Here is a 14611-nt window from a genome sequence, read left to right as displayed (position 1 = left end):
TTATGCCGTTCCACAAAAAAATGCCTTGAAAGAATATAACAGTCTAACTAAGATTAAAAAGACAAACCGTCCGGTGTGTCAGGGTAAGATGGAAGGTGTGGAAAGTAGATAGGATTTGATGTTTGCTACACATTTAGGGTCTCACATGAGCAAAAAAACACTTTCTTTTGCTAATTCAAATTTTGAATCTGGCTTGTACGGATTAAGGGATAATACGACGGGTAAGTATTTGGGACATGTGGAAAAAGAACCAGAAAAACTTGGTTTTTATCCTGTGATTGACGGATTGTTGCCTGAGAGATGGCTGGTAGATATAGAGGGTTGTTGGGGTGAAAAAGAAGCATTGGATATTTTGTCCGAACATACAGGGATACACAGAAAAAATTTAGAATTGGTACAGCACAGCGAAAATTTTTCTGTATTATCATTTTATCCTGTTGCGAGGACAAACAAGATGCCCAGAAAACGCTTTTGTGCCACAGTTGAAAAAATTTACAAAGAACCGAATTATTGGTTTAAGGGACCGGAAGAATTGGAAATGGTACGTTTATCCGATGTGTTTTTAATTTGTGATAAGTGCGGAGAAGTGTCAGATACACGAGTACTATTTCATTATGGCACATTTGGAGAATCTATTACACTTACTTATACATCTGTGAGTAAAGGAAAATGGGCTGAGTATATTACTGAAGGGGATATTATACATTTTTATGCACGGTATAGCCAACGAGGGGGTGAGCCAGAAGAATGGACGTTAAAAAATATCACAAAGGTCGAAGTGCGTCGTCGTAAAGTTATTCGTATGAATACAATATGATGTGTTCACGGATTTTAATTCTGTTATCAGGAGAGGTATCGTATAATTAATTCGCGCGGCGAGCGGCGTTGGTTTTTGGATGACAGTTCAAAACATTCTGGATCGCGGCTCAACTGCATGCCGCGATGACGGGATCCTCTCTTCTCCCTTTATACCTATATCCCATGAAACAAACCCTCTACCTCGCAAAAAACTACCTCACCATCGCCATCCGCAACCTCCTGAGACATCCGGGCTACTCATTGATCAACTTATCGGGACTGGCACTCGGAATGGCGTGTGCGGTATTGCTCGCGATCTACATCTCCTATGAACTGAGCTACGACCGGTTTCGCCCAGAAGTAGCGCGCACCTATCGCGTCATGAAACAAACCCGCCATGCAAACGGGCGGATAGCGTGGAACACGGGCCAGCAGGGACCACTGGCAACTGTGTTGCCCGAAGAATTTCCAGACGTGGAAGACGCCACGCGCTTTTGGGCTGGCCTCCGCTGGATAAACGCCGGGGAAAAATCGTTTCAACAGATGTTCTGGCTAAGCGACCCCAACGTATTCGCATTCTTCGGCATCGAAATCCTGACAGGCGATCCCCAAACTGTATTACAGGACCCATTTTCAGTAGTTATAACAGAATCCATCGCCCGGAAATTTTTCGGAACCATCAATCCAATCGGCAAAACAATCACAGTAGATCACAACCTATTTGGCGGCACATATCAAATCACGGGCTTAATACGACAAGCACCCCACAACTCGCGGTTCCAGTATGACTTCATCACCGCCACCATGCCACAGGGCGTTCGCCAGCGCAGATCGTGGGATCACTGGTTGCCGCCAGCGTACTCGCGCCCGGCAAATACGTACCTGCGCCTGAAACCCGGAGCCAACCCCGAAGACATCGCTCGGAAATTGCCGGAACTCGTCGAACGCTATGCGGAAATCGCAGAAGACGAAAGCGAAACCGTGCGCTATTATCTCCATCCCGTCTCGCGCATGCACCTGTATTCCAAAATCGATATGCCCGGATTTACGGGCGACGCGGGAAGACCCTACAAAGACATACAGCAAATCTATCTGCTGGGACTCGTGGGATTCTTCATCCTCACAATAGCCTGTATCAACTTCATGAACCTCTCCACAGCCCGGTCTGTCAGCCGCGCAAAAGAAGTGGGACTCCGAAAAGTCGTGGGCGCGTATCGCCCGCATCTCATAAAGCAATTCCTTGGCGAATCTCTCCTCTTATCCGCCCTATCCGCCTGTATAGCCCTCGGATTGGTATATCTCGCACTGCCCCCGTTCAGCGCATTTGTGCAAGAAAACCTCACCCTGAACAGCGGATTAACCCTCTGGATCCTGGGAATCACCCTGTTCGTCGGGCTATTATCCGGAAGCTATCCCGCACTCTACCTCTCCGCATTCGAACCCGCGACCGTATTGAAAGGCGGGGCAATCAAAGCCGGATCAGCCCAGGCTCATGTGCGAAAAGGACTCGTCGTATTGCAATTTGCAATATCGATTATATTGATCATAGGAACCATCATTGTAGCCGATCAAATGCGATTGATCCAGGAAAAAGACCTGGGATTTAACAAAGAAGAAGTCGTCGTCGCCTCAATCTTCCGGCAAGACCGATATCAGAGCACTGGCGGACAGTTGCAAAAGCGGTACCTTCAGATAAAAGACGCATTCTCACAACACCTGAATATCACAACCGTATCGGCAACATCGGATCTGCCGGGAAACAGCTGGCCCAACCGCGAGTGGTTCTTCCCAGAAGGCGATCCAGACCGGGGCGTTGAAGTGCGGGTATTTGGCGCAGACGAGGCATTTATAGACTGCTACGACATACCCCTGCTATCCGGGCGAAATTACGACCGCACGTACGCGGAACGCGCGTGGGAAAGACGCGGCAAACCCGGCGAATTATTCGTCATAAACGAAACAGCAGCAAAAGTATTTGGCTGGACAGACCCCATAGGAAAAACACTGAACTCACACGTTCGAAAAGGACATGTAATCGGCGTAGTCAAAGACTTTCACTATCGGCCCCTCTACGAAACCATCGAACCACTGGTCATCACAGCCGCGTGGTATCGCCTCAGTCACCTCTCCATGCGGGTTCGACCGCAAGAACTCTCAGAAACAATGGCATTTCTACAACGCACCTGGACGGAATTTCTGCCCACCCGCTCGCCCGAAATCGCCTTTGCGTCCGACCAATTGGAACGCTGGTATCGGGACGACCAGCGCACGGGACAAATATTCAGCGCGGCATTTGTCATCGCGATCTTCGTAGCGTGTCTGGGACTGCTGGGTCTGGCAGCCTTCACCGCAGAACAGCGCACAAAAGAAATAGGCATACGCAAAACAATGGGCGCATCCGTCTGGAATCTCGTTATACTCCTGTGCAGAGAATTTGTCATACTCGTCGGAATCGCAAACCTGATCGCCTATCCGATTATTTATCTGGCAATGGATCGATGGTTGCAGCATTTTGCCTATCGGATTGAACTCGGCGCGACCCCATTCGTCCTCGGAAGCCTCTTGACATTGGGAATCGCGCTATTAACCGTAAGCACACAGGCGTGGAAAGCCGCCCGAACAAATCCCACTGAGACATTGCGATATGAGTAGGTAGGGGCGGCGCCCCTGTGCCCGCCCGATCGTAAATTATTGCAAATTTATCAGGAATAATTCCATGCAATACCACCTCACACAACTGAAAGCATTTTGTGACGCGCATCCAATCGACGCAAAAGTCCTGATCGTCCCCACCATGACCATAGGGCACGACCTGACACTCGCACTTGCGGAAACGGGATATTCGTGGCTAAACTTACAAATCGAAACCCCGCGCAGCCTCGCGGAAAAAGATGCGGGTGCCCATCTCATCGCGGAAGGGTATTCGCGCATGGCGCAAGACGCGGACTTATTCTATCTGGACGAAATGATCCCCCGGGCCGTGCGCGAAGTCAATGATGATTACTTCGCACAACAGGCCACTGCGCTCGCGCGACCTTTCCTGCGCACATTGCGCGTTCTGCGTGCAGCGGGTTTGGAACTGGAAACGGACTCGCTTTCTGAGAAAGGCACGCGGCATCAGGTATTGCAGCGACTTTACCAGACGTATTGCGCGACATTTGAAAGAGATAATCTCTACGACAACGCCGTATTGTATCGACATGCATTAAAACATCTAAAATCACCCCCACAAAATACACACTATGCCATCCTGGACGAAACCCCATTACCCAAACTGGCATTCGACTATCTCAGTGAAAAAGCAAAGGGTTATATCTGCCGCATCGGGCGAAATAATATGGGTGTATCGCCTCCGCCACACAGTGCGGCAAAACGCTTTCCCAAAGCACCCTATCCCGCCAACACAGGCAAAATCGGAGTAGGCGGAAACATATCTAAATCGAGATTAAACCCCAGAGACAAATCTCAAATCCAACTGTGCGAAACCCTGGGCACCGAAACAGAAATCAGCACCGTATTGCGCGACATAAGATCGGGAACCATACCCCTGGATGCCGTCGAAATCGCATACACCTCAGAAATGCCCTATGTGAGCCTGTTGTGCGATGCGGTTCAGCGATATGGGCTGCCCGCCACATTTGCCGAAGGCATACCTGTTTCGACAACCCGAACCGGTCGCGCACTGGTGAACTTTTACCGGTGGGTAGGCGTGGGATACCCCTCTGACGAACTCGTAATGATGTGCCGCGCGGGCCTGATCGCCACCGAAGGCGCACCTGTAATTGCAACCGTCCTCCAACACGCGCATATTGGCGAAGGCGAAGGTCCTCGGCGTTATTTTACTGCCCTGAACCAGATAAAAGCCGACCTGCGCCATAGAGACAGTGAAAACTCGGAAACCGACCATCGCGGATTAACCCTTGAGGAAATCGAAGCCGTTGAAGAAGAACTCAAACGCTTATTCGATCTCATCCCCAGCGGACCCCGTGTATCGCTCGGTGCGCTGGTCAATGCTGGCTTGCAATTTCTCGCGCACTTTGCAAACGCCGAAGATGAGGTCCTCACCGCGATCCGGGATCGCCTGCACCACATGGCCCAATCCGTGCGCCGCAAAGCACCTGTACGCCGACTGGCAAACCGTCTATCTGAATTGATCGCCAACCTCTCTTTTAAAGCCGAAGCAGCCAAATCCGGACATCTGTCAATAGCCCCGCTTTCGCGCGCGGGATACACCAATCGCGCACATATTTACATCACAGGCTTGGACGAAGCCACCTTCCCCGGTGGCGCAACAGAAGACCCAATACTATTAGATGGCGAGCGCTCGGGCGTATCCGGTGAACTGGAACTGCGCCGCACGCGACCCGCCGAGCAAGTGTGGCATCTCATCCGCGTATTGGGCATGGCATCTTATAAAGTGACATTATTGTCCTGCCATCGAAGCCTATCCGACAGCCGGGAACGCTATCCCGCCGCCCTCTTTCAGCAAGCCGCCGAACAGATGAACATCAACCCTATACCTGTTGCACCCACTTTGCCCCAAACATCTACACAGGCGCTGGACGACGCAGAGGCACTGATAGCGCACCACGCCTCAGCCGACTACGAATCCGTTGTGCATCAGACCTTTCCCCATCTGGTCGCAGGACAAAAGGCGCGCCGCAATCGCGAATGGGACGGATTGACGACCTATGATGGATGGCTCGGCAAGCCCACACCCGAACTGGCGATTACCGCACAGCACCGCATCTTTTCACCCTCAAAACTGGAAATGCTCGCCCGATGTCCGTACCGGTATTTTTTGAACTACGTACTCGAAATACAACCCATAGAAAAAACCGAAACCGACCCCACGCGATGGCTCGATCCCCTGTCTTATGGCGCGTTATTACACAGCTTATTTCACAAATTCATGCAAACCCTGAAAGCGCGAGGAGAACGCCCCGACCGCGAACGACACGGAACGCTTATTCGTGAAATCTTAGAACGAGAAATAGAAGCCAAAAAAGAAACCCATCCCGTTGAACACGAAGCGGCGTATCGCGCCGACGTCAAACGTCTATTGCAAGCCGCGCAGGTATTTCTATCCGTCGAGTCCGATCAAAAAGACGCCGATCCCCTCGCATTTGAAGTGACCTTCGGATTTGGCGAATCGGGCGGGCTGAATTGCGAACCCCCTGTGACACTCGAACTCGCAGAAGATGTCGCGATTCGCATCCGCGGGCGTATTGACCGCGTAGATCGCGTGGACGACAACTTTGTAATTTGGGATTACAAAACCGGATCCATGGCACAATACGACGAACGGGACCTGCTCAAACGCGGCACGCATTTGCAATGGGCACTGTACGCCTATGCCCTGAATTCGATCTTGAGACAACAACGCGAACCTGGCCGCGTACAATTATCCGGTTACGTCTTTCCCGGTGACAGAGAACACGGCCGCAGGCTTTCAGAAACGCCGCCAGCACCCGAAACACTCGCCAATGTGTTGCGCCCCTTGCTCGAACTGGTAGAGAACGGTGGCTTTTTTCACATACAAAAATCCCAGGAATGCGACTACTGCATCTACAACCGCGTCTGCAGCAAAGAACGCCTGGACGCCAACGCCCTCGCCGACGCGCGTGAAACAATGGACGACGATCCCGACTTCGCACTCTTGCTGGACAGCCTCAATCGCTGGATGGGAATATGAACCTTCGAGATCAACAAGCACGCGATAAAATAGCCGAAGCACTGGATCGCAATATGATGGTACTCGCAGGAGCTGGTGCGGGAAAAACCTATGCGCTGGTGCAGCGGATGGTGAACGCGGTGCAAACAGGTGTCGTAGCCGTAGATCAACTATCCGCCATCACCTTCACGCGCAAAGCAGCAGGTGAAATGCGCGGGCGATTTTTCAGTGAATTAAAATCGCGTGCTAAAAACGCAGACGGTGAGGACCTGGACCGCATTCAAAACGCACTCGAAAAAGTAGATCAATGCTTTATTGGCACCATACACTCATTCTGCGGCCAGTTATTGCGAGAACGACCCGTTGAAGCGAGCCTGCCACCCGACTTTTCAGAAGTCGAAGAACGCGAAGAAGCCGTCATGCGCCGCGAAGCGTGGGATCAATTTGTCCAGCAGAGTTTTCTATCCGAAGACCCGCAACTCGTCAAATTTGAAGAACTGGGTCTGCGCCCGGAAGACCTGTATGGATTTTTTCAAAGACGCTACCAGTTCAGCGATGTACCGCTCGTAAGCGAACCAGTACAAAAACCCGATTTATCGACCGCAGTTTCACAACTTGAAGCCTTTCTGCAACACACAGGAGCCTTTATCCCCGATCCACTCCCCGGCAGACGCGATGCCTGCCAGACGGCTTTGATGCGCGCGCGATTATTCCTGTCGAACCGGGGGATTCAGTCCGACGCGGATCGCATCGCCCTCTTGCACATACTTTCCGGAAACCTCGGTGTCACCCTCAAAAGCTGGGCGCCCAACCAGGATTTTGCAAAACACTTGCGAGACACCTTATTACCCGAACTTCAAACCGAAATACTCGACCCCACCCTCACCAGATGGCGGCAATACATCTACCGGTTCGCTGCCCCCTTTGTCGATGACGCAGTTGCAGAATACGCCAAAACCCGCCGCGAAACCGGACGCCTTACATTTCAAGACCTCCTCGAACTCGCCGCGCGATTACTGCGCGACCACCCCGAAGTGCGCCGCCACTTTCAGGATCGCTATCACTGCCTATTCGTAGATGAATTTCAGGATACCGATCCCATCCAGGCCGAAATATTGCTGTATTTAACCGGCGAAAACCTGCAAGAAACCGATTGGCGCAAACTTACACCCCGCCCGGGCAGCTTATTTTTAGTAGGCGACGGCAAACAATCGATCTATCGCTTTCGCCGCGCGGATGTCGAAACCTTCGACCTCGTCCGCAACCGCATTGACAATACCAATGGCGATATCGTCAACCTGAACACGAACTTTCGCTCACTGGGTCGCCTCTGCGATTGGATCAACGCGGCATTTGAACCCCTGTTCACCGCGCATGAAAAACCCTATCAAGCCGAATTTGCTCCGCTATTCAAATACAGATCCGATGATGAAACAGATGCAGTCCGCCGAATTTCAATCGACAAAGTCTATCGCAACAGCCGAAGCCAGATCGCAGAGGAAGACGCCGCGCGGATTGCAAACTTCATCGCAACAGCCATAGAAGGCAAAACGGAAATTAATGGAGAAGCCGCCAACGCATCGCCGGGCGACTTTCTCATCTTAACGCGCACCTCTGGCTATTTGTCCCATTACGCCCAGGCACTGGAGGAACGCAGCATTCCCTTTGAAATCACGGGAGGCAATCGCCTGGGTGAAGCAGACGTATTGCATACGCTCACAGATTTTTTGGAAACCGTTTATATGCCCGACAATCCGCTACCACTACTCGCCTATTTGCGGGGGGATCTCGTCGGCCTGGGAGATGATGCCCTCTATGCATTCAAAAAAGCAGGTGGTGATTTCAACTGGACACGCGATTTACCCAAAGGAATGGATCGAGAATTGCGCCGAACATTCGAGCAGGCTTATGACCATCTCAAAAAAGCGTTGGAATGGTTATACTCCCTATCGCCAGATACTGCCATAGCGCGCTGTGTAGAAAGACTCGGCCTCCTGCCTTTTGTGCGCACCCTGCCCATGGGAGAAACACACGCTGGCAATCTCATCCGCATATTATCTCTCATCCGCGAATGGAGCGCACAGGGAATGCATTGGGGGCAGGTGGTGACCGAACTGCGCGCCCTCATTGACGACAGAGACTACAAAATTGAACAAATGACCATCCCCTCCGCACAGGAAAACGTCGTGCGATTGATGAACCTGCATCAGGCCAAGGGATTACAGGGCAAAATCGTCTTCCTCGCCGACCCCTATGACACGAGTTACACGCGCTATGGTCCCGAATTTCACGTATCCCGTACCAGCGACGAACCCTTTTTGGCATTGCCCATTACAAAACCCCGCGGACCGTATCAACGCGAGGTTGTCGCCGAGCCTGCGGGTTGGGAAGATGCCCAAGCTGAAGAAACGCGATTTTTGCAAGGCGAAGAACTGCGATTGCTCTACGTAGCAGCAACGCGCGCAGAAAACTTGCTCGTAGTATCCACCTACGAGGAAAAACCCGACCATGGACCGTGGTCGCCGCTCTATCCCCATCTAAAAAACGTGTCCGAACTGGCGCACGGCGACCATTCACCGCAACCCACCCCAGAAACCCCATCAACCAAAACACTGTCTGTAGAAATGGAACGAAAACAAAGAGACCAATTCTGGCAAACTGTGAAAAAAGAATCGTTTAAAGTCGCGCAGGTAACAGATGACCGGGCGGACGTCACATATACGGACGAAGGGCGATCAGCAGCAGGCAAAGGCGCTGCGTATGGCACCGTAATCCACCGGATATTCGACGACGCCATCAACATGCGATTGCCCGCTGATCCCACACCTTATGTCGCGCATCTGCTGAATAATGCAGGTGCAGACGCCGGGTTTCTACCACACGCATTGGACGCATTGCAGCACTTTCGCAACTCGGAGATATGGGCGGAAATACAGGCTTCAGAAACCGTATATACCGAAGTCCCCTTCGCGGTATCGCAAGCGGAGAACAACACCAGCGAAATTATCCGCGGCGTCATCGACCTGGTCTATCGCCTGCCCGGAGGATGGAAAATTGTCGATTACAAAACCAATACGGTCAAAACCGATGACGATGTACAGGCACTGTGTGAACAAACAGCCGACCAGGTGAACACCTATGCCAGACACTGGGCGAAATTCACCGGCGAAACGATTTTTGCAAAGGGCTTGTGGCTGACGGCAAGACGTGAATTTTTAACCATTTAAGTTGTTCTTTTTTTTCCTGACAACTCTTTGGGACACAGAGGGTTTTCGGACAAAAAGCAAGGTTGACAAAATCGTTAAAATTCAGTAAATTATAATGTCTGTAATTGAACAAAAAATCAATCATTTTTGACCTCAAAAAAACGCGCTATACAACACCTCAAAAAATCATTTACAAAGGGCTTCACGCGCTTGGGAGAGACGTATTCATGAAAGTATCAATAGAAAAAGAGGAACTCCTCAAAGGTATCCAGGCTGTGATCGATATCGTGCCCTCTAAAACCGCATTGCCTGTATTGTCCAACATCCTGATTGATGCAAACAATGGTAGTGATGTGTGTTTGAGCGCCACAGATCTCGATATATCAATAACATGCAAACTTTCGGCCACCATCGAAGACGCCGGGGCAACAACGGTGCCAGCGCGCAAATTCTCAGAAATTGTGCGCGAGTTGCCCGAAGAATCCCTATCCCTCACTGCCGAAGAAGGTCGTGTAACGCTCCAGCGTCAAAGTGGTGCCGAAGGAACTTATGCCTTGATGTCGGTGCCATCTGACGATTTTCCCGACTTGCCTACGGAGATCGATGGTCCCGAGATCGCGTTTTTATCCGATGAAGATGAGGATGCTCAGGATTCTTCGGCTGATAGCAATGTCCTCAGCGAAATGATTTCTAAGACGATCTTTGCCGTGTCTCGCGATGAAACCCGCCCGGTACTCACAGGGGTGCTCTGGCAGGTTGGCAATGGACGCATGACCATGGTGGCAACAGATGGTCACCGTCTGGTCAAATATTCGCGGATTCAGGATGGGTTACCCGATAACAACAGAGAGGCCATTGTTCCCCCTCATGCTTTGAATCAGGTGGTTAAACTCATGGGGGGAGGATCAGATCTTCAAAAAGTACAACTCGGGCAAAGCCATGTACTTTTTTCATTGGGCGACGAAGACGCCATCCAGATCTTCTCTCGACTAATTGAAGGTCCCTATGTCGATTACGAACAGGTGATTCCCCAAAACAACGGTAAGCGCCTTCGCGTTTCGAACAGCCAATTGCTGCCTGCGGTGCGGCGCGTCTCCATTCTGGCAAGTGCTCAGACCCATCAATTGCGGCTCGAACTCAAAAAGGATGAACTCGCATTATCAGCGACCAGCCAGGAAATAGGAGGCGAAGCACGCGAATCTGTGGGCGTTGAATACGATGAAGATGAAATGACTATTGGATATAATTCCGGCTATCTACAAGACGTGCTCCGGCGCATTAACTGTGACGAAATCCTCTTTGAACTCGACAGTGCTGTTGCCGCGGGAATCATCAGGCCTGGTGAACAACTCGAAGGCGAAGACTATCTATGTCTCCTTATGCCCTTGCGACTCAATGACTGATGTATGTCTCCTCACTTAAACTCACCAATTTTCGAAACTTTGAGCATGCTGAATTTACATTTGATCAGGCAAAAACGGCAATTTGGGCAGATAATGCCCGCGGCAAATCAAATGTTTTAGAAGCGTTGTATTTTTTGGCACTGGCCAAATCGGGTCGTGGTGCCAGAGATCGGGATGTGCTCAGGTGGGGTGCTAACTATTTTGTGATCGAAGCCCAGATTGAGCGCGAAGATCGTTCCTTCCCCATTCGCATTGCCTACGATCCCCTTGTTGGCAAAAAACAAGCCTCTGTTGCAGAGACCTCTCTTCCCCGCCTTTCGGACCTCATTGGCGCATTCAACGCTGTTTTATTTTCTCCCGAAGATGTAGATCTCGTATTGCGCGAACCGGCTCAGCGCCGCCGCATTTTAGATATTCTCGTTTCGCAATCAAGCGCGTCCTATTTGTCTGATTTGGAAGGGTATCAGCGCGTGTTGGCACAGCGCAATCGGTTGTTAAAAGACCGCCGTTCAGCACTTTTATCACATCCCGAACAAGTTGAACCGTGGAATGAGCAATTATCCAATTTAGGTGCTCGCATAATATCTCGCCGTCTCGAAGCGCTGAATGATATACAACATCTTCTATCTGAATACTATCGGACCATCGCGCCCACAGCAGAAAAAATGAAAGCGAATTACCGCAGTCCCATATCCCTGGAAACGCGCGATCAGGGTAGGGAAATACTCTTCGAAGCGCTGACGACTCGGTTGCCACAGGAAGTCGAACTGCGATATACACTTACGGGACCACACCGCGACAATCTGATTTTTACACTTGACGACAAAGCTGTACATCAATTCGCGTCCCAGGGCCAACTGAAAACCGTTCTGCTCTCCTGGAAACTGGCCGAAGCCACATTTTTAGAGCAACAGACCGGGTGGCGCCCTGTCTTGCTGATGGACGATGTGTTTTCAGAACTCGATCCCAAACGGGCAAACGCCGTATTGAACCTGATTCCCGATTTTGGGCAAGTGGTCGTAACCTCAGCTCGAGATCCAGATCTGGATTTTGAAAAACACGAATTTCGGCTGTTGAAATTGTGAACAATACTATGGATGCCGAGACAGACAGACGCAAGAGCGGTGTTTACAGGTATCGGAGTGGTCCAACATCTGACCCGGTTTCCGCAGGTGATGCCATTCGCCAGGTGGTAGATAGCCTGGGACTTGCGGAAAAATTGAGAGAACAGCGCGTGTTGTCATTGTGGGAAGAAATTGTGGGTGAAGATATTGCGGCTGTAACGCAAGTTAACAGCTTTCGATGGGGGCAGTTATCTGTCTCAGTACAAAATCCCACATGGCGGCATTGGTTGACCTTTCAATGCGAGACAATACGTCAAAATTTGAACCGCGAAGTTGGCGGTGATGTGGTAAAAAAAATTCGGTTACAATAGGTAAATGTCCCAAAAATTCATGGTACACAACGAGTGATGTACAACTGCGCCAGTTCCCAGGCCAGTTCATCAACGATAGCAGTTGGGTGGCGGGGCGGGATTCGTCTATTCGCTGATTCGTCTATTCGCTCACACAGGAGTCATATATGGCAGATGCAGTTGAAAATGGTTATACCGCTGATGATATTCAAGTTCTCAAGGGGCTTGAAGCAGTGCAAAAACGCCCGGCAATGTACATTGGCGATACTGGTGTTAATGGTCTGCACCATTTGATCTGGGAAGTCGTTGACAACAGCATTGACGAAGCCATGGGGGGGCATTGCGACCGCATCGAAGTTTTTCTCAATGAAAATGGATCAGTTACAGTAACGGACAATGGCCGTGGTATTCCCGTGGATCAACATCCAGAAGAAAACCGTTCTGCCCTGGAAGTCGTCATGACTGTGCTGCATGCGGGGGGCAAATTTGACAAAAAAAATTACGCGGTTTCGGGAGGCCTCCACGGCGTGGGGGTCTCTGTGATGAATGGCCTGTCAAAATGGTGTGAAGTTGAAGTGTGTTCCAAACTCATTGACCCTGAAGGGCGGGTGTATTCACAGCGTTATGAACGCGGTGTACCCGTTACAGAAGTAGAGGATATTGGTGCGGGATCAAACACTGGGACCAAGACCACATTTAAGCCAGACGATGAAATTTTCGAAACCGTTGAATACAGCCAGGAAATTGTGGCGCATCGCTTGCGCGAACTGGCATTTTTGAACCGCGGACTCACCATCGCGTTAAAAGATCTGCGCGACGATTATGAAGAAATTTTTCACTATGACGGCGGCCTGCAAGCCTTTGTGGAATATATGGATGAGGGGCGTTCAGCACTCCATGAACCCGTGCATTTTGAAGGTGAACGCGACGGCGTGGTTACCGAAGTGGCATTTCAGTACAACGATTCCTACCAGCAAAATATTTTGAGCTACGTCAACAACATCCACACGCTCGAAGGAGGAACACACGAAACCGGATTCAGAACAGCACTTACGCGGACATTAAATACTTATGGCAACAAAAACAATGTGTTTAAAAATGAAAAATTTGCGCTTTCAGGCGAAGATACCCGTGAAGGACTCACCGCTGTGGTCAGTGTGAAAGTGCCCGAACCGCAGTTTGAAGGTCAGACCAAAAGGAAACTGGGCAACAGCGAAGTGCGCGGCATTGTTGAATCGCTGGTGGGAGAAAAACTGGGCGAGTGCTTTGAAGAAAATCCCAATATGGTAAAAAGGATTTTGCAAAAAGCCGTTGATGCGGCTCGGGCGCGAGAAGCTGCGCGCAAAGCACGCGAACTCGTGCGCCGCAAAGGCGTACTCGAAGGCGGTGGCCTGCCCGGTAAGTTATTGGATTGTTCTTCGAAAAACAAAGAAGAAACAGAAATTTTTCTCGTGGAAGGTGACTCGGCCGGCGGTTCGGCAGCGCAGGGACGCAATCGCGCATTTCAGGCGATATTACCGATGTGGGGCAAGTTGCTAAATGTGGAAAAAACGCGGCTGGACCGGGTATTGGGCAACGACAAGTTGCAACCCGTTATTTTGGGACTCGGTGCAGGTGTTGGGGAAGACTTCGACGTGGAAAAACTGCGCTACGGTAAAATTATCATCATGGCAGATGCCGATGTGGATGGCTCGCATATTCGCTCTTTGTTGCTCACGTTTTTCTTTCGCTATATGCGTCCGATGATTTTGGATGGACGCGTGTACATCGCACAACCGCCCTTATATCTGGTCAAAAAAGGGCGCACAGAACGCTATGCCTATGACGATGCCGAGCGAGACCGAATATTGGAAGAATTGGGCGAAGAGGGAAGAGGCGTGACGGTTCAGCGCTACAAAGGTTTGGGGGAAATGAACCCCGAACAATTGTGGGAAACCACCATGAATCCCGAAACGCGCACGGTGTTAATCGTTACAGAAGAAGATACGATGGAAGCCGAGCACGCATTTTCAATGTTTATGGGTGATGACGTTGCGCCCAGGCGAAAGTACGTCGAAGAACACGCACTGGAAGCGGAATTGGATGTGTCGGGACCTTAAAAAGGAGACGATGAGAC

8 protein-coding genes are annotated in these 14611 nt (G+C 50.7%); all 8 read left to right on the top strand.

Annotation, left to right across the window (positions count from 1 at the left end):
- The first annotated feature begins 145 nt into the window (after positions 1-145).
- Positions 146-817, top strand: a complete 672-nt coding sequence (locus tag F4Y39_21725; GenBank protein MYC16355.1) for a hypothetical protein — start codon at positions 146-148, stop codon at positions 815-817.
- 125 nt (positions 818-942) lie between these two features.
- Complete coding sequence (locus F4Y39_21720) at positions 943-3450, top strand: FtsX-like permease family protein (GenBank protein ID MYC16354.1); 2508 nt, start codon at positions 943-945, stop codon at positions 3448-3450.
- Positions 3451-3514: 64 nt separating this feature from the next.
- Entirely contained in the window at positions 3515-6493 is a 2979-nt protein-coding gene (locus F4Y39_21715) for a PD-(D/E)XK nuclease family protein (protein MYC16353.1), read from the top strand.
- Entirely contained in the window at positions 6490-9699 is a 3210-nt protein-coding gene (locus F4Y39_21710) for an AAA family ATPase (GenBank protein ID MYC16352.1), read from the top strand. The genes F4Y39_21715 and F4Y39_21710 overlap by 4 nt, the downstream gene beginning before the upstream one ends.
- A 206-nt stretch (positions 9700-9905) precedes the next feature.
- Positions 9906-11081, top strand: a complete 1176-nt coding sequence (gene dnaN / locus F4Y39_21705; protein ID MYC16351.1) for a DNA polymerase III subunit beta — start codon at positions 9906-9908, stop codon at positions 11079-11081.
- Positions 11081-12166 carry a DNA replication/repair protein RecF gene (recF, locus tag F4Y39_21700; protein ID MYC16350.1) on the top strand — a complete coding sequence of 362 codons (1086 nt, stop codon included), beginning with the start codon at positions 11081-11083 and terminating at the stop codon, positions 12164-12166. Before dnaN ends, recF begins: the two co-directional genes overlap by 1 nt.
- Positions 12163-12516, top strand: a complete 354-nt coding sequence (locus tag F4Y39_21695; GenBank protein ID MYC16349.1) for a DUF721 domain-containing protein — start codon at positions 12163-12165, stop codon at positions 12514-12516. The genes recF and F4Y39_21695 overlap by 4 nt, the downstream gene beginning before the upstream one ends.
- A gap of 146 nt (positions 12517-12662) precedes the next feature.
- Entirely contained in the window at positions 12663-14594 is a 1932-nt protein-coding gene (gyrB, locus tag F4Y39_21690; protein MYC16348.1) for a DNA topoisomerase (ATP-hydrolyzing) subunit B, read from the top strand.
- Positions 14595-14611: the final 17 nt, after the last annotated feature.

Source organism: Gemmatimonadota bacterium (assembly GCA_009838845.1).
Taxonomy (GTDB): domain Bacteria; phylum Latescibacterota; class UBA2968; order UBA2968; family UBA2968; genus VXRD01.
This window is presented reverse-complemented; position numbering and strand designations above follow the sequence as displayed.